17 protein-coding genes are annotated in these 26016 nt (G+C 65.6%); 7 read left to right on the top strand and 10 right to left on the bottom strand.

Features of this window, described 5'->3' with window-relative positions; all coding sequences use genetic code 11:
• Window positions 1-6 precede the first annotated feature (6 nt).
• Both ACW179_RS10870 and ACW179_RS10865 read left to right on the top strand, forming a co-directional pair.
• Complete coding sequence (locus tag ACW179_RS10870) at window positions 7-399, top strand: c-type cytochrome (RefSeq protein ID WP_492059535.1); 393 nt, start codon at window positions 7-9, stop codon at window positions 397-399.
• Between the two features lie 23 nt (window positions 400-422).
• Window positions 423-920: a RidA family protein gene (locus tag ACW179_RS10865; protein ID WP_492059534.1), complete on the top strand. Its 498-nt coding sequence runs from the start codon at window positions 423-425 to the stop codon at window positions 918-920.
• A gap of 78 nt (window positions 921-998) precedes the next feature.
• On the opposite strand, the gene ACW179_RS10860 is transcribed toward ACW179_RS10865, so the two are convergent.
• From ACW179_RS10860 to ACW179_RS10845, 4 genes are all read right to left on the bottom strand, one after another.
• Complete coding sequence (locus ACW179_RS10860) at window positions 999-2246, bottom strand: pentapeptide repeat-containing protein (protein ID WP_492059533.1); 1248 nt, start codon at window positions 2244-2246, stop codon at window positions 999-1001.
• 60 nt (window positions 2247-2306) lie between these two features.
• The gene (locus tag ACW179_RS10855) at window positions 2307-4772 is read right to left on the bottom strand and encodes a zinc-dependent metalloprotease (RefSeq protein ID WP_492059532.1); all 2466 of its coding nucleotides are present in this window, start codon (window positions 4770-4772) and stop codon (window positions 2307-2309) included.
• Between the two features lie 153 nt (window positions 4773-4925).
• Window positions 4926-5453 carry a hypothetical protein gene (locus ACW179_RS10850; RefSeq protein WP_492059531.1) on the bottom strand — a complete coding sequence of 176 codons (528 nt, stop codon included), beginning with the start codon at window positions 5451-5453 and terminating at the stop codon, window positions 4926-4928.
• Between the two features lie 61 nt (window positions 5454-5514).
• Window positions 5515-6240: a 2OG-Fe(II) oxygenase gene (locus ACW179_RS10845; protein ID WP_492059530.1), complete on the bottom strand. Its 726-nt coding sequence runs from the start codon at window positions 6238-6240 to the stop codon at window positions 5515-5517.
• A gap of 606 nt (window positions 6241-6846) precedes the next feature.
• Between ACW179_RS10845 and ACW179_RS10840 the strand changes: the two genes are divergently transcribed.
• The gene (locus ACW179_RS10840; RefSeq protein ID WP_492064295.1) at window positions 6847-9783 is read left to right on the top strand and encodes a TonB-dependent receptor domain-containing protein; all 2937 of its coding nucleotides are present in this window, start codon (window positions 6847-6849) and stop codon (window positions 9781-9783) included.
• Window positions 9784-9916: 133 nt separating this feature from the next.
• Here ACW179_RS10840 and ACW179_RS10835 read toward each other — a convergent pair whose 3' ends face one another.
• A complete protein-coding gene (locus ACW179_RS10835; protein WP_492059529.1) occupies window positions 9917-10165 on the bottom strand; it encodes a hypothetical protein in 249 nt (82 codons plus the stop codon).
• 219 nt (window positions 10166-10384) lie between these two features.
• Here ACW179_RS10835 and ACW179_RS10830 point away from each other — a divergent pair, with 219 nt between their 5' ends.
• Window positions 10385-12967, top strand: a complete 2583-nt coding sequence (locus ACW179_RS10830) for a porin family protein (protein ID WP_492059528.1) — start codon at window positions 10385-10387, stop codon at window positions 12965-12967.
• A 111-nt stretch (window positions 12968-13078) separates the two neighbouring features.
• On the opposite strand, the gene ACW179_RS10825 is transcribed toward ACW179_RS10830, so the two are convergent.
• The gene (locus ACW179_RS10825; protein ID WP_492059527.1) at window positions 13079-13288 is read right to left on the bottom strand and encodes a hypothetical protein; all 210 of its coding nucleotides are present in this window, start codon (window positions 13286-13288) and stop codon (window positions 13079-13081) included.
• Window positions 13289-13333: 45 nt separating this feature from the next.
• Between ACW179_RS10825 and ACW179_RS10820 the strand changes: the two genes are divergently transcribed.
• The gene (locus ACW179_RS10820; RefSeq protein ID WP_492059526.1) at window positions 13334-14899 is read left to right on the top strand and encodes a GH35 family beta-galactosidase; all 1566 of its coding nucleotides are present in this window, start codon (window positions 13334-13336) and stop codon (window positions 14897-14899) included.
• A gap of 193 nt (window positions 14900-15092) precedes the next feature.
• Here the strand turns inward: ACW179_RS10820 and ACW179_RS10815 are convergent, their stop codons facing one another.
• The 4 genes from ACW179_RS10815 to ACW179_RS10800 all read right to left on the bottom strand — a co-directional run bounded on the left by ACW179_RS10815 (window position 15093) and on the right by ACW179_RS10800 (window position 22633).
• Window positions 15093-16217, bottom strand: coding sequence for an IS481 family transposase (locus ACW179_RS10815; protein WP_492059470.1), 1125 nt, complete (start codon window positions 16215-16217; stop codon window positions 15093-15095).
• A 97-nt stretch (window positions 16218-16314) separates the two neighbouring features.
• Window positions 16315-17988 (bottom strand): glycoside hydrolase family 43 protein, encoded by a 1674-nt coding sequence (locus tag ACW179_RS10810; RefSeq protein WP_492059525.1) that lies wholly within the window; start codon window positions 17986-17988, stop codon window positions 16315-16317.
• Between the two features lie 107 nt (window positions 17989-18095).
• Window positions 18096-19250, bottom strand: a complete 1155-nt coding sequence (locus ACW179_RS10805; RefSeq protein WP_492059524.1) for an endo-1,4-beta-xylanase — start codon at window positions 19248-19250, stop codon at window positions 18096-18098.
• 152 nt (window positions 19251-19402) lie between these two features.
• Window positions 19403-22633 (bottom strand): TonB-dependent receptor, encoded by a 3231-nt coding sequence (locus ACW179_RS10800; protein ID WP_492059523.1) that lies wholly within the window; start codon window positions 22631-22633, stop codon window positions 19403-19405.
• 440 nt (window positions 22634-23073) lie between these two features.
• Between ACW179_RS10800 and ACW179_RS10795 the strand changes: the two genes are divergently transcribed.
• Together ACW179_RS10795 and ACW179_RS10790 are read left to right on the top strand one after the other, a co-directional pair.
• Window positions 23074-24531: a tryptophan halogenase family protein gene (locus ACW179_RS10795; RefSeq protein WP_492064294.1), complete on the top strand. Its 1458-nt coding sequence runs from the start codon at window positions 23074-23076 to the stop codon at window positions 24529-24531.
• Window positions 24528-26006 carry a tryptophan halogenase family protein gene (locus tag ACW179_RS10790; protein ID WP_492059522.1) on the top strand — a complete coding sequence of 493 codons (1479 nt, stop codon included), beginning with the start codon at window positions 24528-24530 and terminating at the stop codon, window positions 26004-26006. Before ACW179_RS10795 ends, ACW179_RS10790 begins: the two co-directional genes overlap by 4 nt.
• The last annotated feature ends 10 nt before the right edge of the window (window positions 26007-26016 follow it).

Raw genomic sequence — 26016 nt, 5'->3', positions numbered from 1 at the left:
GAAAAGATGACTTCCGTACTTCGTTTCGCGCTGCCGATCGCTGCCATTGCGTCGGTAACCGTTTCCAGCGTCGCCTTGGCTGCGGGTCCGCCCAAAGCCGCCTATGAAGACAATTGCTCGGCCTGCCATCAGGTCACGGGGAAAGGCATCAAGGGGGCCTTCCCGGCCCTGGCCGCTGCACCGCTGGTCACCGGACCGGCACCGGTGCTGGTGTCCACGGTCCTGAACGGCCGGGCCGGCATGCCCGCCTTCAAGGACGACCTCAGCGATGCCGAACTGTCGGGCATCCTCACCTATATCCGCTCGTCCTGGGGCAATAAGGCCACTGCGGTCACGCCCGCCGATGTCGCCCGTGCCCGAAAGGCCCCCCCCAAGGCCCGTGGCCTGCAAGCTCACTGATCGACCCTTTCAAGGAGAAGACCATGAACCGTTTCGCCACCCTCGCCGCCGGCCTTGTCCTGGCTGCCGGCCTCACCAGCGTCGCTTCAGCGCAAGATATCGTTCGCGGCGGCGACCCAAAGTCGGCCATTGCCAGCGTCGTCACCGTGCCGGCGGGCTTCGACACGATCTATGTCAGCGGCATGGTTCCGCCGATGCTCGACCCCAAGGGTGACCCGGCTCTGACCGCCACCTATGGCGACACCAAGACCCAGACCATGGGTGTTCTGAAGCGCCTCGAGGACGCACTCAAGACGCAGGGCGCGACCATGGGCGACGTGGTGATGATGCGCGTTCTGCTGGTCGGCGACCCCGCCAAGGGCGGCAAGATGGACTTCGCCGGCATGATGGAGGCCTACAAGACCTATTTCGGCACCGCCGAACAGCCCAACAAGCCTTCGCGCATCACCAGCCAGGTTGCAGGCCTGGTGGCCGGCGGCATGCTGGTCGAGATCGAAGTTCAGGCCGCCAAGAAGAAGTAAACTCGGCGGCTTCAAGGCCAAGGCATAAGGGGGGAGACGGGTTCACACCTGTCTCCCTTTTTGTTTGGGGGCCTCCCCTCACATATCCAGTACGAATGCACCCTCGTCATCGTCCGAGACCTCGGGCGCCAGGCTTACCGGCGCTTCGCGCCGGGCCCCGTGCAGGTCGGTTTGACGAACATCGACCCCATGGAGGTCGGCCTCGCGCAGATCAGCATAACGCAGGCTGGCCCCCGCCAGCGAGGTAGGCTTCTCGCGGTCGACCTTGAACGGCAGGCCGCTCAGCTGGGCTTCGCGCAGATCGGCCTGGCTCAGATTGGCGCTCCCCAGATTGGCCCCGCGCAGATCCGCGCGGCGCAGGTTGGCGCCGCGAAAATCCGCACCTTCCAGAATGGCCCCCTGCAAGGCGATGCGACCCAGATCCATACCGGCCAAACAGGCGTTGCGGGCGCTGACGGCCGTCAGGAAGGCTCCGGCCAGACCGGCGATGGGCCGCAGGTCTTCGCCGTCCAGCACCGCCGGCTCGCCCGACTTGCCGCCACTGGTCACCCATTCGCGATGGGCCGCCAGCTTGACGAAGATCAGCCCCGCCCGCTCGGCCGCCGCAGGCGTAGGATCACACAGGCAGTCCTGGAGAACCGCATTCCGGGTCTTCGCCATAGTCAGGTCCACGCGGGTCAGCACCGCCCCGGTCAGATCGGCGCTGTCCAGATTGGCTCCGGTGACGTCGACATTGTCGATCATCGCGCCGCGCAGATTGGCGTTCTTCAGATTGGCCCCGACCAGCTTGGCACCGCGCATCGAGCACTCGGAAAAGTCGGCCGCCGCCGCCGAAACATCGTCCAGCCGCGAGCGGTCCAACACCGCGCCCGACACATTGGCCCCGTCCAGCTGTCCGGCCGGGACCTTGTGGCGCAACAACGCGAACTTGGTGTCTTCATCCGAAATGGCGATCCGCCCGGCGCGGAGGTCCGCCTGGGTCAGGTTGGCATGCGAAAGATTGGCGCCCTTCAGCTTCGCGCCGCGCAGATCGGCCTGGGCCAGGGTGACGCCGACCAGGCTGCTCGCCTGCAGGTCGACGCCGAACAGGCAAGCCCGGGTCAGGCGCGAATAGTCAAACTTGCACCCGACCAGGCTGCTGCCCGTAAGATCGATGTCAGAGAGGTCCTGATTGGAAAGATCCACCCCGTCCAGAATGGCGAAGCGAAGCACCATGCGACGGCCACCGGGACGTCTGGCGACGAAGTGGGCATGAGCGGCGATCAGCCGGTCGGCCTCGGGTTGCCGGATCCGGATGCGCTCGGTCAGTTGCGCCTTTGCCACCACGTCACAGATCCCTCCGACCGAAGTGTCGGAGAGCCATAGCTAAACACCAAGGGTTTACATTCAGTCCATGTCGCCGATGGGCATGCCCGGCGGGGTGTCGGGTTTAAGCTTGGCCTCGCCCAGCACGCGGGTCAGGGCATCGGCGTCCCTCAGCAGCGAGACGAGACGCAGGTTCAGCGCCTTGTCGGCCGGGTCGGCGCCGGGAGCGGCTTTCAGCCTCGTCGCCAGGTCGGCCAGCTTCAGGTCGATCGCGGCGGCGGCCTGGGGCGAGCGTTTCACCTCGCGCGCCGCAGCGGCCAGGTTCAGCACCGTACGCCAGCGAACCCGCCGGGCCACCTCGGCCGAGCGGCCCTGAGCCGGCGCGAAGACGGTGGCCAGCAGGGTATCCACCACCTCGCCCACCCCCGGCTGAACCGGATCACGGCGGTGCTGCTCGACCAGGCGCGACAGGCGATCGGGAGCCAGCAGCGGGTCCAGGGTGATGCCAGCGGCCACATCGGCGGCGACCAGTGGGTCGAACACCGGCCCGCCCATGCCGGCGAACACCTCAATGGCGTACTGCCGGTCGGTCTCGCCCGACTGCCCGGCGGACATCAGCGGGATCAGGGCCTGCGGCGTATCCAGCTCGGTCGGAGCCAGGGTCGCCATCAGGGCCAGCAAGGCCGCCCGCTGTCGTTCGGGCGTAACCGGCGGCGACACCGCCCCGACGTCACCCTTGACGGCGTAACTGTATTCGACGCCCGCCACCTGCTTGACCGCTGCCTCGACCTGATAGCGATGCAGCAGCAGATAGATCGGCACAAATTTGCGCTTCAGGGTCTCGACCGCCTCGCCGGGCTTCAGGGCGTTCAGGCCAAAGCGGTCAAGAGCCACGCGGCGCACGGCCATCATCCGGCGCAGTTCGACAACCGAGTCGGCGCCGTCATCCCAGAGCGCGCCCCAGGGCTGGCCCGAGCCTGCGCCCCGGGCGTCAGTGTCGGTGATGTAGCGCAGCGGGTTCCGGGCGGCCTTGTCGGCCAGGGCCTGCTTGCCCGCCGCCCCGGCAGGAACATCGGCATACAGCCAGTCGACCACGAACTCGTCCCACGCGCCGACGCCGACGCCATAGGCGTCTGACAGGTCGATCTTGCCGTCGGTCAGTTTCACGCGCGGGGCGGGATAGTCCATCACCGAGGCGCGGTCCTGGGTCGAGGCGGCGAAGTTATGGGCAAAGCCCAGCGAGTGACCCACCTCGTGCGCTGACAGCTGCCGTAGCCGGGCCAACGAGACCTGCACAGGGTCGTTGCCACCACCGGTCCCGATCTGGTCGGCGCCGACCAGACCCTCAAAGATCAGCATGTCCTGGCGAACCCGCAGGGCGCCCAGCAAGACAGAGCCCTTGAGGATCTCGCCCGTGCGCGGATCGGAAACCGACTGGCCGATGGACCAGCCGCGCGTGGCGCGGTCGATCCAGTTGATCATGCTGTAGCGGATATCCAGCGGGTCGATCCCTTCGGGCAGGATCTCGACGCGATAGGCGTCCTTGTAGCCGGCCTTCTCAAAGGCCTTGGCCCACCAGGCCGCGCCCTCTTGCAAAGCGGTGCGGATCGGCTCGGGGGCGGCGCGGTCCACATAAAAGATAATGGGCTTCTTGACGGTCGAGACCGCGGCCGTCGGATCGGTCTTTTCCAGTCGGAACCGGCGGGTCCAGCGCCCTACGATGTCCTCGCCCAGCGGGGCGGCGTAGTCGAGGCCGACCACGCCCCAGGTCCCGGCGCGGGGATCAAAAGCGCGGGGCACAAAGCCCGGCTCGGGCAGTTTCACCAGCGAATGCCGCACGATCAGGCTGATGAACTTGGGATCGGGGGCGATATTGCGGGTCTCCGGGCCGGGCGTGTCGGAGGCGAAGGTCTGGCGGGCCTCGAACTCGATGTTCTCGGGGAACACCTTGACCGCGCCGGGATCAGCCATCGACAGGTCGGGAACCAGCTTGAAGCCCGCCTCCCCGGCCTGTTTCAGGGCGTCGGCGGCGCCGATCACGTCGCGGGTCAGGAAGGTTGAGATATCAACCAGGATGCGGCCGTCCGGCGTCTCGGCCACAACCTCGCCCGCCCAGACGGTGGAGACGGCGAAGGCCTCGCGGGCGGCGGCCTGTTCGGCAGCGGGAGCACCCACAGCGGCGAACTTGGGGTTCTCGAACTCGGCGATCACCTTCTTGCCGATCCGGCGGAAGGCCAGCACCTGGGTGTCGCCCAGGGCCGCGCGGTCCAGACCCACGGGCGCCGAGCCAAGGCCCGTCTTCAGGGCCGTCACATAGAGAAAGCGGCCGCTGACCCCGTCGGCGTCGGCCTTGGGCAGCGAGATCAGGATCTTGCCCTTGGCCCTGTCCACATGCACCGGCAGCAGGCCGTCCATGCGGACGGTCCCGGTCAGGGCCGTATCCGAGGCGGAAGGCGGCGGCCCCTTGTCTGCTGCGGCCAGCACCGGCGTCGCCGCCGACAGAAGCAAAGCCGCGACAAGCGCGGCGCGGCTGACGGATCCAAGCATGACGAACGCCCCCGGGGTATCAGGCCGGCGGCGCAGGCGACTCCCGCGCTCGTTCCGGCAGCGCTGAGCCTGTCACCGGCACGGCGCAAACGCCAGTGCGTCGAGCCACCTCGTGCGCGTGCCCGGAAGCATCGCCCCTTTGGCGGGCGTCACCTATTGCGTGTCTGCGCGGCGGGCGCGCACGGCGCGCTGACCGTCGATGTTCATGAAGTAGCTGCCCATCGAGGCCTTGCGAATCTCGACCTTGGAGCCCTTGCGGGGTCCCTTGCTCAGCATGGCGTCATCGGCCTGTTTCCAGACCGCACCATCAGTCAGCACCACCATCCAGCGGCCGTCCGATGTCTGGCGCGCGCTGGCAACCTCGCCGATCACCCGATCAACCTCGGTCTTTTCCTCGCTGCGATCCAGGATCGACAGAGCCGAGAGGTCCAGCCCGAAGGCCTGGCGGCGGGCGGCGCGGGCCTGCTGGCGGTCAACAATGATCACTTCGCCGGTCTTCTCGGCGGCGTTCACCTGGCCCACGGCAGCGTCATAGCAAGCCAAGCGCTGGGCGTCGGCGGCGATGTCGCGGCAGTCGAACAGGCTTTTCAACACCGCAGGCGTCGCCGCCTTGGGCGGCTCTGCGGCCTGAGCGGCCAGGGGAAGGGCCAGGACGGCCACCAGACTCAACCAGATCTTCATGCGACCCTACCCATTGAACGACGCCATAGAAGGCGGCGAAGCCTGCCGCCCGCAAGGGGGTTCAGGCGCTTTCCCCCACCAGCCAGCCCGTCAGGGACAGACGCTTGGCCGCAGCATAGGCCGCGACCGGCGCCACCGAATGGGCGCGCGGCACCCGAAACAGGGTCAGCACATTGAAACCAGGCGTGAAGCCACGCTCGATCTGGCCGTCGGCGTCGTGGAACAGCAGTTGCCCGCCCCAGTCGGGCCGCCAATCGCGCGTAAAGCCCAGCGTGAAGGCCGCCAGCCGGTTGTCGCGCTTGTGGCTGTCGTCGTGCAGGGTCAGGAAATCGCCCGGACGATAGTTCGAGGCCTGGACCCGCACACCGTCCACCTGTTGTCCGCCGATCACCGCCGCGCCGAAATCGAGGAAGTCTCGGCCTTGCAGGAACTCTGTGGCCCGATGGATCGGTGGGGCCGGATCGCGGGCGTATTCGTCCTGCAGCGCATAGGACAGGTGGACGAAGGAAAAGCCCCGCGCGGCGCGCTTGATCGCCCCCTGCAGAAACTGGCGCACCTGGGCCTCGCCGAACTTCTGGATCACCTGGCTGCTGATCACCAGGGTCTCGGACGTTTCGTCGGGCGCGACGACGTTCCAGGTCAGGCCCGCCAGATGGCCGGCCACAGCTTCAGCATCAGCCGGGCGCAGGAACACCGGGATCTGCACCACCCCGTCGCGGGCATAGGCTTGCGCGAACGGCGCGGGGTCCAGGGCCGGATTGATGCTGATCGAGGCCAGAGCCGTCATGGAAGCCCACCGTTCACGGCGAATCCCCGGCATGGGGCGCAAGTCTTGAGGTCGTTCTGGTATCAGACCAGCGCTCTGGGCTTCAACCCGAAGCCTGAAGGGCGCGCCGACAGCAAATGATAATGAACCGCACAAACAAAATTCTGCACGCTAGAGCAGCGCCGTGCAAATCGACCTATTTGACAATGAAGATTTCCGAACTCTGGAGAACTCGACCGAACCGAAGCGCGAATTTACCTCAGCGTGGCAAGCAGATCTCGGCCCAAACGAGGCACCCAAGATTCACCAGCGGCCACCAGGCAGCCGCTAACCATGGCGCCAGCGGCTGTTGCAAATCTGCAATACTGAAAAGTGCCTTATAAAGGTCAATTTCCAATTGATTGGAAACCTAAGCAAAAAATGGCCCCGCGCCGCCCAAAATGCGGTCGGCTGCATCTCTTTTGTTACACCCTTGACCAATTATTACCGTGAGCGTTCGGAAGCGATTGACCCTTGCCATCGAAACGTCACCTTTCCCGCTGGCCTGGCGCTCAATCGGCGCGGGCAGGGGCGTCCTGATGTGCGGCATTTGACCGACGACGGCGCAAGAGAAAGTTGGAGGTCTTAATTTTGAACGCCTTGTCCACCCGGAACCGCCTGTTGGCGACGACCGTGTTCTGCGGCGCACTTCTGCCCGCCATGGCCGCCATGCCTGCCATGGCCCAGGACACCGCCGCTCAGGAAGCTGTCGCCGTCGAGGAAATCGTCGTCACCGGCTCGCGCATTGCGCGCCCTGACCTAGTCTCTTCCAGCCCCGTCGCCACGGTCGGCGAAAAGGAACTGGAGCAGTCCGGCGTCGTCAACACCGAGAACCTGCTCAACACCCTGCCCCAAGCCGTCCCCGGCATCACCTCGACGGTGAACAACGGCAGCAACGGCACCGCGACGGTCAACCTGCGCGGCCTCGGCTCGAACCGCACACTGGTGCTGGTGGATGGCAAGCGCCAGACCCCGACCACCCAGGCCGGCAGCGTCGACCTGAACCTGATCCCGCCCGCGCTGATCAAGCGCATCGAAGTGGTGTCGGGCGGCGGCTCGGCCGTTTACGGCTCGGACGCCGTCGCCGGCGTGGTCAACTTCATTCTGAAGAACGACTTCGAAGGCATGGAAGTCTCGGCCGGCTATCAGGCCACCGATGACGGCGAAGCCCCGATCTATTCGGGCGACGTCACCTTCGGCGCCAACTTCGCTGACCGCAAGGGCAACGTCGTCCTGAGCCTGGGCTACAACAAGCGCGAATCCCTGACCCAGGGCCAACGTGGCGGCATGCTGGGCAGCGCCTGGGGCGACAACGCCGCTCGTAACGGTCTGGTGCCGTCGGGCTCGGGCTCCATCGAGCCAGGCCGCGTCGACCCGTTCGTCGCCGGCCGGTTCATCACCCTGCCGGGCGTTGCCAACCTCGCCGCAAACTCGGGCTTCTTCCTGAACGACGGCGGTATCCGCCTCTACAACTCGGCGAACGACACCTACAACTTTGCCCCGGTCAACTACGTCCAGACCCCGCAAGAGCGTTTCTCGGTCACCTCGCTGGCCAGCTACGAAATCAAGCCGGGCCTGACCGCCTACGCCAAGGGTAACTTTGTCAGCAGCCGCGTCGTCACCCAGCTGGCTCCGACCCCGGTCGGCAACCGGATCTTCCGCTTCAGCCTCGACAACAACCCCTTCCTGACCGCAGCGGCCAAGACCGCCCTGAACAGCATGGGTTCGTCGACCGCCTACAGCATCCCGGCCAGCAGCCCCTGGGCCACCGGCACCTACACGGACGTCGATACGGACGGCGACGGCCTGTTCGACACCGTCACCGGCGTGTTCAACAAGCGCCTCAGCGACGTCGGCCCGCGCGTTTCGAGCTTCAACTTCACCGGCTTCCAGATCCAGCTGGGCCTGAAGGGCGATATCGAAGCCATCAACGGCGGCTTTGACAGCTACTTCCAATACGGCAACAGCGGCGGCAGCAACTCGCTGCTGGGCGACACCAGCCTGGTCCGTATCCAGCAGGGCCTGCTGCTCAACGCCGCCGGCACGGGCTGTCTCGATCCGTCGGGCGGTTGCGTTCCGGTCAATATCTTCGGCCAGGGCACGATGTCGGCGGCTGCCGCCAACTTCATCAAGACCCGCATCAACTCGTCGCAGGACTACGAGCAACTGTACGCCGGCTTCACCTTCAACGGTGATACGGCCAACATGTTCTCGCTGCCGGCCGGCCCGATCGGCTTCGCCGTCGGCGGTGAATATCGCGCTGAAGACTTCTCCTTCAACCCCAGCCAGGATCTGGCCACGGGTAACCTGACGGGCTTCAACGCCAGCCCTGCCGTTTCCGGTCGCTTCGACGTCTATGAAGCCTATGCCGAACTGCTGGTGCCGGTCCTGAAGGACCTGCCGTTCGTCAAGTCGCTGGACCTGGAACTGGCCGGCCGCGTGTCGGACTACACCACCCAGCCCGACCCGGTTGAGACCTACAAGGTCGCCGGCACCTGGAAGCCCTTCGACGACCTGATGCTGCGCGCATCGTACAACAAGGCCATCCGCGCTCCGTCGGTCGGCGAACTGTACGCTCCGCAAAGCAACGGCTTCCCGACCTCGACCGACAACTGCTCGGCTCGCGCCGCGCCGAACGCCGCTACCCGTCAGGCCTGTATCAACTCGGGCGTCGCGGCGAACCTGGTCGGCGTGATCAATGCCAACCAGCAGACCCAGACCCTGTCGGGCGGCAACCCGAACCTGCGTCCGGAAGAAGCCAAGACCTACACCTACGGCTTCGCCTACACCCCGTCGTGGCTGCCGAACTTCTCGATCACGGGTGACTACTTCTCGATCGAGATCACCGACGCCATCGCCAGCTTCGGCGGCAGCGCCTCGAACGTCATGAACGTCTGCTACGGCGCGCTGGTCAACGGCAACCCGAACTCGCCCTACTGCCAGGCCATCAACCGCCTGTCTAACGGCTCGATCGACTTCATCTCGCTGACGGCCCAGAACGTCGCAACGGTGAAGACCGAAGGCTTCGACGTCGGCATCACCTACCGCACCACCCTGGAAGACCTCGGTCTGCCGGATTGGGGCTCGGTTTCGGTGCGCTCGCTCTACACCAACACCTGGGAAAGCACGACGACCCCGGACGAAATCTCGACGCCGATCAAGTGCGCCGACAAGTTCGGCACGCGTTGCGGCAACCCGACCCCGCGTCACAAGCTGCGCACGGCCGTCAACTGGAAGATGAACCAGTTCGGCGTTAACGTGGTGTGGAACCACCTGGACGACGTCAACGACGACGCCCCGGCGACCCGCTACACGGTCGAGCGTATCGGCGCGAAGAACTACTTCGACCTGTCGGGCGACTGGGAAGTCAGCGACAACGTGGCCTTCACCGGCGGCGTCAAGAACCTGACCCAGGAAGCCTATCCGATCCTGGGCGGCAACGCCTCGCCGTCGAACAGTGGCTATCCGGCTACATACGACGTGCTGGGCCGCACCTTCTTCATCAACGCCCGCCTGCGCTACTAGGCAGCATAGCCCGTTCGAACCTTCGGGGTCGAACGGGCGACTGCCTGATAGGTCAGACGATCAAGCCCGCCCCGGCACAAGCCGAGGCGGGCTTTTTCGTGCCTGGGTCCCGGCTCTGTCGGGGGCTGGCGCTCTAGATTCCCACCCCGATATCCAGGAAGGCCTCAGCCGTCAGGCGCGCCGCAGGGCTGTCGACCGGCGTCGGCGCGGTAAGCCGGGCCACGAGCCGGTCGACCTGCACAACGATCTCGGGCGTAGCGGTGATCTCCCACCAGGCCGGACGGGTAACGGGGCCCAGGGCAAACAGCCAGGACGAGGCCACTCCGTTGGTCGCGATCAGGCCGCCGCCAATGACGACGACAGTGGTCTCGGGATCGTTCAAGGTGCCTCGCCGAAACAGGGGGAAATTGCCGCTTCACGCCAAGGTTTGGGCGTGCCGGCCAAGGCAGAGGCGATCAGGCCAACCGGCGACAGGAATGGACAGCGTGACATCGTCGAAACACTCTTCACCTGCCCCGAAATGGACACGCAACAATCATGAAAGAGAAGGGCGGCACAGGATAGGTTCGACTAGTGGGTCGGATCGAGTGGAGGTTATTTCTTGCAGACCAACAAGAGCCGGGACCTGGTGTGCCCAACGTCGCACCGCCGGCGCCTGACGATGATGCTGGGCGTGTCGGCTGCGCTGTTGGCCGGCCAGGCCCTGGCGCAGGAGACCCGTGCCGCGCAAACGCGCGCCCCCGATCACTTGGATGAAGAAGTCGAGGTCGAAGCCGTAACCGTCACGGCCAGCCGCCAGCAGCCCGGGTCGGTGATCGGCGACATCCCGCCCGAACTGCAGCTGACCTCGCGCGACATCCGGGCCTATGGCGTGTCCAGCGTCGCGGAACTGATCACCGCCCTTGAACCCCAGACCTCGACAGGACGCGGCGGCGAGGCCGGCGGCCGACCGGTGATCCTGGTCAATGGCGCGCGGATTTCCAGCTTCGCCGAAGTACGCGACCTGCCCACCGAAGCCATTGCCCGCGTCGACATCCTGCCCGAGGAAGTCGCCCTGAAGTACGGCTACAGCGCCAACCAGAAGGTGGTGAACCTGGTGCTGCGCCGCCGCTTCAACGCCATCACCGCCGAAGCCGGCTATAAGGCCTCCACCGACGACGGCGGCGGCGATGTCGGCGATCTGAAGATCAATCAGCTGCGCATCCAGGGCAATAACCGCTTCCTGGTCGACGGCAAGCTGACCAGCCAGAGCCGGCTGCTGGAGACCGAGCGCGACCTCGCCCAGCCGCGTAGCGACGCGGCCTTCCGCAGCCTGATCCCAAGCCAGACCACCGGCGCCCTGAACGCCGTCGTCTCGCGCCCACTGGGCAATGGGGTGTCGGGCACGCTCAACGCCAGCATCGAAGGCACCGACACCACCAGTTGGCTAGGCCGCAACACCCTGGCCAGCGGCCCTCTGCGTCGCCAGGCCGAAAGCCTCAGCGGCCATGTCGGCGGCGGCATGGTCGGTGCGATCAAGGGCTGGCGCTGGAACCTGACCGCCAATGCCGACCGCGCCAAGTCCGACAGCACCACCGATCGGGTGATCGGCGGGGTGGGCTATAGTGACATCTCCAATTCGCTGACGACCTCGGCCGACACCCAGATCGATCTGAGCGGCACGCTGTTTCGCATCCCGGCCGGCGCTGTCTCGACCACCGTCACCGGCGGGCTGGAGACCCTGAAGCTGGAGAGCGACTCAGTGCGGGCGGGCGTAGCCCGCTCGGGCGAACTGTCGCGCGACACGGCCAAGGCGCGGTTCAATCTCGACCTTCCCCTGACAAGCCGTCGCAATGATGTACTGGCCGCCCTGGGCGACCTGTCGGTGAACTTCAATCTGGCGACCGAAAACCTGTCCGACTTCGGCGGGCTCACCACCCTGGGCTATGGGGCCAGCTGGGGCCCAACCGACAAGATCCGCCTGATCGCCTCGGTCACCCACGACGAAGGTGCCCCCAGCCTGTCGCAGATCGGCGACCCCGAGCAACTGACTCCCGGCGTCCAGGTCTATGACTTCAAGCGCGGCGAAGCGGCTGTGGTCTCGCGCCTGACCGGCGGCAACCCATTCCTGAAAGAGAAGGAAAGCCGGGTTCTGAAGCTGGGCCTGAACCTGAAAGCTACCAATGACCTGACGCTGTCGACGAACTATGTCGGCTCGCGCACCAACGACCTGATCTCCAGCTTCCCCACGGCCACCAGCCAGATCGAGGACGCCTTCCCCGAGCGGTTCATCCGCAACGCCTCGGGCGCGCTGATCCAGATCGATGCCCGACCAGTGAACTTTGACCGGCGCGATACCGAGGAACTGCGGACGGGCTTTACCTTCCGCAAGTCTTTCGGCCCCCAACCACAGCCCAGCCAGCGCACCGGTCAGGGCCAGCAGCAAACAGCCGCCGCCGGCCAGACAGGCGCAACGCCGAATCCAGCGAGTGCCGGCGCGGCGCGGTCAGGTCAGGCCGGAGCCCCAACGGCGGGTGCCCCGACGACCAGCGCCTTGCAGGGGCCACCGCCGGAAGGCTTCACCCCGCCCCCCGAGGCGAGCGGCGCAGGTCAGAGCCCCGGCGGTCCGGGAGGCGGATTTGGCGGGCGAGGATTTGGCGGCCCGCCTCCCGGTGGCGGCGTACTTCAGATTGGCCTCTATCACACCGTCAAGTTCCAGGACGACATCACCATTCGGCCCGGCCTGGCAAAGCTGGATCTGCTGAACGGCGCGTCCCTGGGTTCAAGCGGGGGCACACCCAAGAACCAGATCGACCTGCAGACCAACTTCAGCCGAAATGGCCTGGGGGCTTCGATGAATGCCAGCTGGCAAGAGGGCACCACAGTGCGCGGCAGCGGCACGACGGGATCGCAGGACCTCGAATTCTCAGGTCTGACCACCGTCAACCTGCGCCTGTTCGCCGATCTGGGTCTGCAGCCGGCCCTGCGCGGCAAGCCGTTCTGGCGCGGCGCGCGGGTCAGCGCCTCGATCGACAACCTCTTCGACGCCAAGCAGACGGTGCGTGCGCCCGACGGCTCCACCCCGATCACCTATCAGGAAGACTATCTCGACCCGCGTGGGCGCACCGTTCGGGTCAGCTTCCGCAAGGTGTTCTTCTCGTTCCCGACGCCGGGGACCCAGCCGGCGGCGCGGCCAGCCAGCTAGACTATAATGGAGCCGCCTTTCCCCAGCGGGGGAAGGCGGTCTCCGGACTCCCACTATTATGCAGCGAAGCGCAGAAAGCTGGGCCGATTAGGCTCCACCTCAGCGCCGCGCTCATGCTGCTGCCAGGCTAAGAGTGGATAGCCCTCCCTTGGCCTCGCCATGGGTGACGCCAATGGTCCCAGTCTGGTTCTTGCCGCCGACGCCGGGGCGCAGGCGCTTGATACCCAGGTGATCCAGCATCTGGCGATGGTCGGCCATCGTCGCCGGGCCCCGCTGAGCCAAGACCTGCCTGACCGGCAGAAAATCCTCAGCCAGGGCCATCTTCGTGATTGATCTTACAAGCATCATGAAGTCATCTGACCACCGATGCGAAACCTGATCCAAACCTTGAGCGCCCTGGCGCTATCCGCCCTGCTTCTCGCCCCGGCCCAAGCCGAAGAGATTCCCCGCCTGGCTCCCCAAGGCGACGCGACCCAACTGCTGGTCGACGGCAAGCCGTTTCTGATCCTGGGGGGCGAACTGGGCAATTCCACCGCCTCCAGCCTGCCCAATCTGCAAAGGCAGTGGCCGACCCTGAAAGCCTTGAACCTCAATACCGTGCTGGCCCCGGTCGAGTGGGACCAGATCGAGCCGGTCGAGGGCAAGTTCGATTTCACGGTGATCGATGGTGTGATCGCCCAGGCGCGCGCTAACGATATGCGGCTGGTCCTGCTGTGGTTCGGGGCCTGGAAAAACAGCATGTCGACCTACACCCCGGCCTGGGTGAAACGCGACGGCAAGCGCTTCCCCCTCGCCTACTCGGCGCAGGGCAAGGTGCAAGAGATCCTGTCCGCCTCAAGTCCGGCCACCCTCGCCGCCGATACCCGCGCTTTTGCCGCCCTGATGACGCACCTCAAGGCCGTTGATGGCGAAAAGCGTACCGTGCTGATGGTCCAGATCGAAAACGAAATCGGCATGCTGCCCTCGGCCCGCGACCACGGTCCGCTGGCAGAGGCCGACTTCAAGAAGCCGGTTCCCGCCGCAGTGCTTAAGGCGACAGGCAAGACCGGCACGGGCAACTGGGAGCAGGTGTTCGGCAAGAGCGATGCGACTGACGAGCTCTGGCAGGCCTGGACCTATGGCCGCTTTGTCGAGGGCCTGGCCAGCGCCGGCCAGAAGGCCTACCCGCTGCCAATGTACGTCAATGCGGCGCTGAACAAGCCGGGCGTTGCGCCTGGCGGCTATCCCAGCGCCGGCCCCCTGCCCCACCTCTATGAGATCTGGAAAGCGGCCGCGCCGTCGGTATTTCAGGCCCCCGACATCTACTATCCCGACTTTACCCACTGGGCCGCGCAGTATGACCGGCCGGGCAATCCGCTGTTCATTCCCGAAGCCGACCGGGCCGGAAAGGTCGAGGCTCCGGCCAATGCATTCTGGACCTTCGGCCAGCACGACGCGATCGGCTTCTCACCCTTCTCCATCGAAAACGTCGAGGATCCGGCTCGCAATCCGCTCTCCGGAGCCTATGCCCTGCTGCGGCAGTTGACGCCGATTATCCTGGCCAACCAGGGCAAGGGCACCATGCGCGGCTTCCGCCCTCCGGTCAGCTTCGAGGGCGTTGTCGATGAAACGCCCCAGAATCTGAAGATGGGCGACTGGCCTGTGAAGGTCACCTTCGTCGATCCCTGGACGCCCAAGGACAAGCAGACCTACGCGGCGCACGGCGGTCTGCTGATCCAGCTGTCGCCCGACGAGTTCCTGGTCGCCGGGGCCGGCGTCACCCTGACCTTCGGCGAAGGCGTGGGGCTGGAAAAGGTGACCGAGGGCCAGTTCGTTGATGGCAAATGGGTCGAGGGCCGCTGGCTGAACGGCGACGAAACCCACCAGGGCCGCCATGTGCGCCTGGAGCCGGGCAGGTTCCAGACGCAGCGGGTGAAGCTGTATCGGTATTGATCTCCCTTCCCCCTTGATGGGGAAAGGGTCGGGGATGGGGGTGACCTCGGCGGTTCAACCTCAATCCGCCTCGCCGACGTCCGACAGCGGTTGAACGCTTCGCGTTCACCCCCATCCCTGCCCTTCCCCCATCTGTTTGGACCGGGGACATCCGTGACAGGTGTTCGGAGACATCCGTGACAGGTTGAGGATGCTATTTTGCGGTCCTCAGGTCGATGGTTTTGAGACGTTGGGTCTGGAAGAAGACGTCGAAGACGCCATCGGTCTGGGTGGCTCGCAGGGCGACAGCTTTTCCAGCGAAGGCTTTTGGGACCTTGAGCGGACGGTTGGCAAAACTGAGATGGCCCCCTTGCTGGACCCGGCGAACCTGGTCGTCGGGTCCGTACTCGAAGGGCGGGATGACGGGCTGGTAGGGCCTTGGACTGTGTCGGTAGCGATCGACGGGAACCGCCATGTCCAGGGCCTGGTGAGGCCGGACCAGATTGTAGATGTCGCGCCAGTGATCGAGCGCGCGGGCCGCATGGTCGAGGGTCTCGAAGGGGGTGCTCAGGGCCTCGGCCTTTAGGGTGCGATGGAAGCGCTCGTCCTTGCCCAAGGTCTGGGGATGATAGGGCCGGGAGTGGCTGATGCGCACGCCCAGCTCGATCAGCCACACGCCCAGCGGGGTGTAGGGATCGCCGGGGCCGTTGCCCCAGGGCGAGCCGTTGTCGGTGGCGATGCGCCAGGGCAGACCATAGCGCGTAAAGGCCTGGATCAGTTGATCCTTGACGGTCTGGGTCTTCTGGTTGGCGCAGGCGGCCAAGACCACGGCAAACCTCGAGTGGTCGTCCAGCACCGTCAGGGGATGCAGTCGCCCTGAGCCCAGGGCCACGTGGCCCTTGAAGTCCATCTGCCACAGATCGTTGGGCTGGGGATGCTCGAAGCGGATGAAAGGCTGAGCGCCGCCGCCTTCACCGCCCAGCGCCACACCACCCCGGCGCAGGATCTGGGTTACCGTCGAGGGGGCTGGAGCCTCAAGCCCCTCACGCCGCAGCACCGCCGCGATCTTGCGGCCACCCCAGGCCGGATGCTCCGCACGGACCTGAAGCGTCGCATCCTCAACCGCCGTCTCCGTGCGCCGGGGCGAGGTCCGCGGTCGGCGAGATCGCGCCTCAAGGCCCGCATCGCCTTGCTCCCGATAGCGCGCCATGAGCCGGTAGCCCAGCGTCGCGCTGACCCCGAACCGCCGGCAAAGCTCCCGCCTGTTACAGCCTTCAACCAAGGCCAGCCGTACAAACTCCCGTTTGCGATCCATCGCAGACACCCCCGTGAACGGCATCCCGACCTCCCTCTGAGATCGGAAAATGTGTCACGGATGTCTCCGAACACCTGTCACGGATGTCCCCGGTCCAAACACCATCAAGGGGGAAGGGTTCTCATTTGCCGTTCGCATAGACGCCGAACATCGCCCCGACGAAGCCGCCAGCCTTTCGGGTGCTGAGCATCGTTCCATCCGCGCCGGCCTTCAGGACCTTCCAGTCGCCCGGCTTCACGGCGTAGGCAAAGTCGTATTCCCCGCCCCGGGCGGTGATCTTCAGGTCCACCGGACCCGCGCCGACCAACGGCGTTTCCGCCACCACCACGCCATCGACGGGGTCGCTGGCCCCTGCCCTGCGCTCAAGGCGTAGAACGGGCTTGCCGGCAGAGCCGACCACACCCAGGAAATAGTAGAACTCATCGCTCTGCAGGGCCGTCAGGCCTGCGCGATCGCCATCGGCCTTGGGTGAAAAGCTAACCGTGACCTGCGCCGAAGCATTCGCATGCTGCTGACGCCGCCCCCAGAACGAGGGCTGGTCGGTCAGCTTGTCGGGGCGGGCCCGCAGGGTCAGCGCGCCCTTGCTCACCGACCACCAGCGCTCGGTGGGAATGCGCAGGGTCATCCAGTTCAGCGGCAGGTCGGGCCCCGTGAAGGTCTCGGCCGCCTTGAACGCTCCGGCGGTAGGCGGCGGCAGGACCTTCGGCGCAGGCAGGTTCGGGGCCTTCGCCGCATAGGGGATGGTCTTGCCGTTCTCGAGGATCACCGGCCAGCCGTCCTTCCATTCGACCGGCAGCAGGAAGGTCTCGCGGCCCGTGTTGTAGAGGTCGTCGCCATAGGGGCGCACGGCCAGGAAGGTGGCCCACCACTGGCCGTCGGGGGTGTCGACGATGTCGGCGTGCCCCGCCGAGGTGATCGGCAGCATGCGGTCTTTCGGCAGGCCGCGCTGGGTCAGGATCGGGTTGCTGGCGTAGGGCGTATAGGGGCCGGCGACGCTCCTGGACCGCAGGGCGACCTGACTGTGCCCCTCGGCCGTTCCGCCCTCGGCGGCGGTCAGATAGTACCAGCCGTCCTTCTTCAGGATATGCGGCCCCTCGGGCCAGATGGGCTTGGTGGAGGGATCGACGCCCTTGTCCAGCAGTACGGTCCGTGGGCCGATCATCACCTGGGCCTTGGGGTCGTATTCCTGGATCCAGATGGCGCGATGGCCGCTGTACTCGACCGGCCCGGGCGGCGCGTCATTGTTGACGATCCATGCACGGCCGTCGTCGTCGAAGAACAGCGAGGTGTCGATGCCGCCCACGCCGGGCAACCACACCGGATCCGACCACGGCCCCTTGGGATCCTTCGCCGTTATCAGGAAGTTGCCCCGGCAGTCGACGCAGGTGTTTAGGATGTAGAACGTACCTTCGTGCTCCTCAATGGCCGGGGCAAATACAGCGCGCGAGACGCCCAGGCGCTTGAAGTCCAGCATGCCGGGTCGGTCGATGGCGTTGCCGATCTGCTGCCAATGGACGAGGTCGGTGGAATGCCACACCGGGATGCCCGGGAAGTACGCAAAGGTCGAATTGACCAGATAGTAGTCCTTGCCCACCCGCGTGACGCTGGGGTCGGGGTAAAAGCCGTTCAGGATCGGGTTGCGGTACTGGCCGGGAGCGAGCTTGACCTGCGTATCGACCGGATCGGCACCTTCATAGGTGAAGTTGCGGAACTCGGCCTGGCCAGGTTTGGGCGCGGCGTTGGCGGCTGTTACGGACAGGATCAGGGCCAGCGCGGTCAGGGTCGGGCGGATCATTGGAAAGCTCCACTGAGTTGTCACTTCCCCCTCCGCGCTGCGCGCTCCTCTCCCGGAGGAGGAGGACGGCTGCGAAGCAGCCAGGAGGTGGCCTGCAGCGCCGGCCGTTAGCGCGCGGGCGCCGCCTTCAGCGCTGCGGCCACAGCCTCGCGCAGGGCCTTGGGCTGATAGCTGTCGTCATAGAGGGTCGGGCGCTTGGGCTTCTTGTCCTCGCGCAGCCACTGGTTCTGCAGCCAGGAATATTTGTCGACCATGCCCCAGGCCAGGACCTCCTTGGTCTGGCGATAGGACAGCATCATGTCGAGATAGGCCTTGGCATAGGCCGCCACCGCCGCGTCGCGCACGGCGAAGTCATAGGGCAGTCCCTTGTCGTGAACGTCGAACTCGGTGATCAGCAGGTCATAGCCCATGCCGGTCGCCTCATTGATGAAGGCTTGCCATTCCTTTTCCTGCGGCTTGCCGAACCCGGTGAAGGTGTCGGCATTTTCCGCGCCGATATGGGCCTGGATGCCCAGGGCGTCGATGGGCGTGCCGCGCTTGCGGAAGCCCTCGAGCAGCTTGAGCACGCCATACCGGTGCTTCTCGTTGCCGACTTCCCAGCTCATATAGTCGTTATAGACGAGACGCGCCTTGGGGGCGGCGGCGCGGGCGGTGTGGAAGCACAGGTCGAGGGTCTCGTGCTGACCCAGAATGTCGGAGAAGACGGTCTTGCGCAGCGAGCCGTCGGCCGGATCGACTGTCTCGTTGACCACGTCCCACGAGATCATCTGCGGATAGTGCTGGCAGACACGGTCGATATGCTCGACCAGCATGGCCTGGGCCGCCGCCTTGGGCTGGGGTCCAAAATCATGGGTCTTGATCCAGCCGGGGAACCACTGCGGGTGGTGCCAGACCAGGGTGTGGCCGCGTAGCGCCTGGCCGTTGGCCTTGGCAAAGGCGGCGATGCGGTCGGCCCGCGAAAAGTCAAAGGCCTGGGGCCCCGCCGCGCGGATCACATACCACTTCAGCTCGTTCTCGGGCACCAGCACGCCGCATTCGTGGGCCAGGATCGCGCGATACTGTGCATCCTCGAACGAGCCCGTGATCGAGCCCACCGGGCCGGCACCCACGGCGCTGCCGAACAGGATGCCCTTGGCCTTGGCGAGGCTGGCGAGAGACGGGGTCGGGAAGGATGAGGCCGCCAGGGCCGGTGTAGCCGCAAGGGTCGCCGCGGCAGCGCCCAGGGCGAAGGTCTGGCGGCGAGTCAGTCCGGGGGTGATCATCTTCCCAGCGCCTTTCAAGAAAAACCGCGCACCGCCGGGGACGATGCGCGGGGAAAAGTCAGCAGAAATCGACGAGCCCGTTGGAGGCCAGGCTCGCTTCCGGAGGTCCGCGCCGGTTCAGGGGAGCCCAAACCAGCGCGGCGCTTCCGAAACTAGAAGCTCGCGCGCATCACGAAGGTGTAGCGGCGGTCGTTCATGAACCACGAGCGGCCGGTCTTCAGCAGGCTGCTGTTGAGGACCTGGGTCGTTCTGGTGGTTTCGTTCAGCAGGTTCACGCCCTGGACGCCGATCTTCACCTTCGGATTGACGGTGTAGAAGAACGAACCGTCCAGTTGGCCGGTGGCCTCGTTCATGATCGGGGCATAGGGAATGATCACGTCACGGACGGTCAGCAGGAAGTCCGAGCGCCAGTTATAGGCCAGACGGGCCGAGACCTTGCCCTTCTCGTAGATGGCCGCGAAGTTGGCGTTGTGCGTGGACAGGCCCTGCAGCGGCAGCTTGCTGGTATCCACCGTCGTCACACGGCCGGCGCCGACATCGGGGTCGGTGGCCGACAGGGTGCTTTGCGGAACGCCCTTGCTGTCGATGTAGCTGTAGTTGGCGTTGATGCCGAACCCGTCCAGCGGCTTGGGCAGGAAGTCGTAGAACTGCTGATAGCCGATCTCGAAGCCCTTGACCGTAGCCTTCTTGTCCGAGTTGCCCGGTTGGGTGACCACGACGTCGAAGGTGGCACCGTTGTTGGTGTACGGGACCCGCCGGGTGCTGTTGAAGGCCACGTCGGTCAGTTCTTTGTAGAACATGGCCAGCGTCACCGACCCGACGGTGTCGAAGTACCACTCAACGGACGCGTCAATATTGCTCGACTGGGTCGGCTTCAGGGCGGGGTTACCAACCACGACGTTACCGCTGGGCGCGCCGTTGCTGATACCATCGCTGTTGGTGTTCAGTGCCAGGTTCAGATAGTTGCGCACCAGGCCGATTTCAGGCGGCGTAACCGTCTTGGACAGGCCCAGACGATATTGCAGGCCGTTCGGCATCGCGACTTTGACGTTCAGGCTGGGCAGCCAGTAGTCGAAGTCGGTCTTGATGGTGCTGGCAACGGTCGCCCCGTTCGCCCACGACCTGGCATTGGCGCGGACAGCCGGCGTCAAACCACAGAAGGACGACGGATTGAAGGCCGCCTTGGGTTCGGGCAGGGCCTGCCAGTCGGTGAAGGCCTTCGTACAGTCGGCTTCGGTCGCCAGACCCGTAGAGATCGGGAAGGCCAGGAAGCCGCTGCTTTCGCGGGTGGTGGTCGTATAGCGCAGGCCGACATTGCCGGTGACCCGGGCTTCGCCGATGTCGCCCTTGAAGCGCGTCATCAGATAGGCCGACTGGGTGACCTCGTTGATCGGATTGATTTCCTGCGGGCGATACGGCGTACCGGCGACGACGCCGCAACGCTGGGCCAGAGGCACCCAGTTCTGCGGGCAGCCCCCTGCAAGGCGCGTGCGCCACTCATCGCCGATCGACAGGGCGAAGTCAGACGCCGCCTTGTAGTCGGACGCGAGATTGCCGGTATAGAACAGGCGAGCCTCGGTGCCGGTCGGCAGCGGAGTCTGGCCACGCATGAAGTTGTCGAAGCCGAACAGCGCGACCTTGCTGGTGCTGTCGCTGCCGCCGCTGGTGGTGGGCGAGCCGTTGATCTGGTCGCTCATCCACACCGGGCCGCCGCTGCCCCAGACTTCGCTGAGCACACCCCAGTTATAGGACGAGAAGCGCGTGGTCTGATCGCGCTCGGCCCAACGCACACCGGCCTTCACCGAGTCGAACCAGCTGTCGTCGTTGAACTTGTATTCAACGTCGAACTTGACCGCATCTTCGGTGCCTTCCGACGCCTCGATGTGGTCCATCGCCGAGCGCCAGAAGTTGTTGTACGGGTCAGACAGGGCGCTGTGATCAGCCCGGGCGTAGGACGGACAATTGCCCCGGAAAGGCAGGCAGTTGGACTGGGTCAGACCGCTGGCGGGGGCCGAGAACTGCACCGTCGGCAGGTCGTTTCCATTCAGCTTGATCGAAGCGTTCTGGAAGGTCGAACCCCACAGGCCCATGCTGATCGCATCGACCTTGGAGTCGACGTGTTGCGCGTCAAACTGGAAGCCCCAGTTGTCGTTCGGCGTCCACTTGAAGTTGAAGCCGTAGTCCGTCGTCATGTTCGTGTTGTCTTCGTCACGACGAACATTGTTCGACTGCAGGCCGTTGATCGGCGTACGCGGATCAGAGCCGGTCTGGTCGGCGCGCCATCCGGTGTTGCCGGTGATGATGCCGTTGGTGAAGATGCCGTTGTTGTCAAACGTAAAGGTGGTGCCGTCCACCGGGCGCGAGTCACCATTGCCGGCGACGTTGTCGGTGGCGATTTCGATCGCGTGCTCAGTCCACTTGGTGGTCGATTCCGAGCGCAGGTACTGGAAGGCGGCCTGCATGGTGCCGTCATTGCTCTTCCACTGAACTGCGGCGGCCTGACCCTCGCGGGTACGCTCGCTGTCGGTGGAACGCATCGCCGCGCCGCGCGGGAACCACACGCCCTTGGTCCCGTTGCCGCAGTCGGCAGGCGAGACCCCCAGGTTGGTGCGGCAGCCGAAGTTGGACGCCTGGATCGCATTGCTGCGGGTCGCCAGCTCGGAATTGACATAGCTGACCAGGAAGCCGAGCTCGCCGATATTGGTTTCAAAACGGTCGCTGATCATGGCCGAATAGGTCGGCGTCCACGACTTGGCCATGTCGCCATAGCTGGCTTCGGCCGATACCGCGATCCGGCGGCCGCTGCTGTCGAACGGCAGGCGGGTGCGCAGATTGACGGTGCCCGAGATGCCGCCTTCGATCATGTCGGCCGAAGGGCTCTTGAACACGTCGACGCCGCCCATCAGTTCCGACGGCACGTCGGCAAAGCTGAGGCCGCGGCCGTTGTTGGCGGTGAAGCTGTCGCGGCCGTTCAGCTCAGAACGAACGAAGTTCAGACCGCGCACGACCACGCCGCTGCCTTCGACCGAGAAGTGGTCGGGATCGACGCCGGCGGCGAAGCGGTTGATCGACACACCGGGCACCCGCGACAGGGCCTCGGTGACCGAACGGTCTGGCAGAGCGCCGATGTCTTCAGCGGTGATCGAGTCACCGATAACTTCGGACGATTGCTTGAGCGCCTGCGAGCTCTTCAGGCTCTGGCGGATGCTGGTGACGACGACCTCGTCGACGACCTGGGAATCATCGGCCTTGGCGGGGGTCTGGGCAAACGCCGGGACGGCGAACATCGCCGCGCCCAGGGCCACAACCGAAGCGCCATGCTTCAGCCCTGCCATGAAGGAATAGCGTCCGCGCTCGACGCGCAGGCCACGAACTGAGTCCATAGAATTCACCTCCCCAAAATTTTGTAGCTTAGGTAGCGCTACCATTGGCCATGTTACCGTGACCATTATTGGTCAGATCATATGGAGGATCGCTCCGCCGTCAAGCGTTGCCTTCATGACGGCGGTCACGTAGCGATGGGGCGGCCGATGGTCATCCGGTCAGGCTATCGCTCGGAAAAAGCCAAACAAACGTGCATAAATAGTACAATTGTCTCGAGGGAGCGCTCACATTGGTCTGACATCGGACCTCAAGGACGGCACGGTGGTCCGATGATTTGGACAGATGACAACGCTGACAATGCGCAATTTCGCCCGAAAAGCCTGTCCGTGTAGAGACAGCAGAGAACGAACTGGGGAGTGAAGGAAACGTGGCCACGGACGACGACGGGAAAGCCCGCATCGGAAGGATCGTCATCGTCGGCGGGGGAACCGCCGGGTGGATGACCGCCGCCGGCCTCAGCGCCGTGCTGGGCGACTCGTCCGTAGCCATCGAACTGGTCGAGTCGGCCGAGATCGGCACTGTCGGTGTGGGCGAGGCCACCGTGCCCCATATCCGCAACTTCAATGCAAGGCTGGGTCTCGACGAGGCCGACTTCATGCGCAGGACCCAGGCGACCTACAAGCTGGGCATCGAGTTTCGCGATTGGGGCAAGAAGGGCGACAGCTACATCCACCCCTTCGGCGCATTTGGTCAGCCCATCGGCGGGGTGGCCTTTCACCAGCACTGGCTGCGGGCGCGCCAGCGGGGCGAAGCGGCCGACGTCGAGGCCTACAGCCTGCCCATCATCGCGGCCCGCACCGGCAAGTTCGCCCCGCCCTCCCCCGACCTGCGCTCGCTGGCTTCGACCTTTTCCTACGCCTACCAGTTCGACGCCGGCCTCTACGCCCAGTATCTGCGCGCCTATTCGGAGGCTCGGGGCGTCACCCGCACCGAGGGCAGGATCAAGGACGTGGCGCTGCGCGGCGAAGACGGCTTCGTCGAGGCCGTAGTGCTGGAGGACGGCCGGCGGATCGAGGGCGACCTTTTCATCGACTGCTCAGGGTTCCGGGGGCTGCTGATCGAGCAGGCCCTGAAGACGGGCTATGAGGACTGGACCCACTGGCTGCCGTGCGACCGCGCCGCCGCAGTGCCCTGCGAGTCGGTCGGTCCGCCAACGCCCTACACCCGCGCCACCTCGGACGACGCCGGCTGGCGCTGGCGTATCCCGCTGCAGCACCGGGTCGGCAACGGCTATGTCTATTGCAGCAGCTATATCAGCGACGATGACGCAGCCCGCACCCTGGTGGAGAAGCTGGACGGCAAGGCCCAGGCCGATCCGCGCTTCCTGCGTTTCACCACCGGCCGGCGCAAGAAGCAGTGGAATCGCAATGTCGTTGCCATCGGCCTAGCCTCGGGCTTCCTGGAACCCCTGGAAAGCACCAGCATCCACCTGATCCAGGTCGCCATCACCACCCTGCTGGAGCTATTTCCTGACAAGGCCTGCGCTCAGTCCGATCAGGACGAATACAACCGGGTCATGGACCTGGAGTTCGAGCGGATCCGCGACTTCCTGGTGCTGCACTACCACGCCACCCAGCGCGACGACTCGCCGTTCTGGCGCGACAAGGCCGCAGCGCCGATCCCTGACAGTCTGGCCTACAAGATGGAGCTGTTCCGCGAACGGGGCATGGTGGTGAAGTACCGCGACGGCTTCTTTCTGGAGCCCTCCTGGCTTGCGGTCTATCTGGGCCAGGGGGTGATCCCCAGCGGCTATGACCCCATGGCCGACACCGTCGATCCGCTTGAGGCCGCCCGCCTGCTGGCCGAGTTGAAGACCGCCGTGGAGCGCACTGCCCAGGCCATGCCGACCCACCAGGCCTTCATCGAACGCTTCTGCGATGCAAGGGCCGTGGCGTGAGCGCAGACAACTTCCCCCTGGGCCGGGTGGCCATCATCGGCGGAGGCGTCGAGGGCTGGATGACGGCAGCAGGCCTGGCCCGCGCGACGGGCGGCCGGGCGGCGATCCGCCTGGTGGAAACCGGTCCTGATCCCAGGGGTGCCTTGTCGGCCCTGCCCTCGCTGCGCAGCTTCCATGCCCTGCTGGGCCTGGACGAAGCCGCCTTGATGGCCGCGACCCAGGCGACCTTCAAGCTGGGATCGCGCTTCGCCGACTGGACGCCGGGAACAAGCTTCTGCAATGCCTTTGGCGAACTGGGAGCCAGTCTGGAAGGGGTGGGCTTTCACCACTACTGGACGCGCCTGCGCCAGTCGGGCTCCGCCCCGCCGCTGGATGATTTCAACCTGGCCGCCGTTGCTGCCCGGTTGGGCCGTTTTGCACCGCCTAGCCCCGATCCGCGCTCGCCGCTGTCTTCTATGGCCTATGGCCTGCACCTGGACGCGAGGGCCTATGTGAGGGTGCTGCGCGACCTGGCGACCCGGCGCGGCGTTGCCGTCTCGCATGGGGCGGTCGCCGAGACTCCTCGCGCCGAGACGGGTGACATCGCCGCCGTAGTGCTGACCAGCGGTGAGCGCATCGAGGCGGATCTCTTCGTCGACTGCACAGGGCCTGCCGCCCTGCTGATCGGCACCGAGCCCTTCGAGGACTGGTCCCGCCTGCTGCCGGCCGACCGGATGGTGCGGATCAGCGCCCCGGCTCGCCGCGACGCACCGCCGCTGACCGAGATCGAGGCCGCCGCCGAGGGCTGGCGCTGGCGCATCCCCCTGCGCGACCGGCTGGATAGCGGCCTTGTCTATCGCAGCGACCTGACCAGCGATGCGGCCGCGCTGAACGCGGCCAAGGTCGGCCTGCCCATTCAGGACCTGTCCGAGCCCGAGGTCCTGTCGTTCCGCAACGGCCGGCGGACGCGATCGATGGTCGGCAACTGCGTGGCCATCGGCGCGGCGGCGGGCGGGGTCGAGGCCCTGGACTCCAGCGACCTGCACCTGATCCAGAGCGGCGTCACCCGGCTGATCGCCCTGTTCCCTCGCCCCGGCGACCATGCGGTGGCGGCGGCCGAATACAACCGCCTGGGCGAGGAGACCCTGCTGCGGGTCCGCGATCTGGCTATCGCCCATTATCGCCTTTGCCAGCGGCGCGACGGGCCGATCTGGGACCTGGGCCGCGAAGGCGAAGTTCCCGAAAAGCTGGCCTATCGCCTGGCCCAGTTCGAGAGCCGCGGGCGAGTGGTGATGTATGACGAGGAAACCTTCCTGGAGCCCCACTGGATCGCCACCTTCATCGGCCATGGCGTTCTGCCCCGACGCTATGACCCGCTGACTGACCGGATGCCGCTGGACCGGGCGCGCGCTTTGCTGGAGCGTATGCGGATGATCTTCCGCCAGACGGCCGAGAGTCTGCCGACCCATGCATCGGCGCTGGCGGGCGATGTCTGAGTTCTTGTTC

This window comes from Caulobacter sp. AVps18, assembly GCF_058681425.1.
Note: the sequence above shows the minus strand (reverse complement) of the source record. Positions and strands in the feature narration are given on the sequence as shown.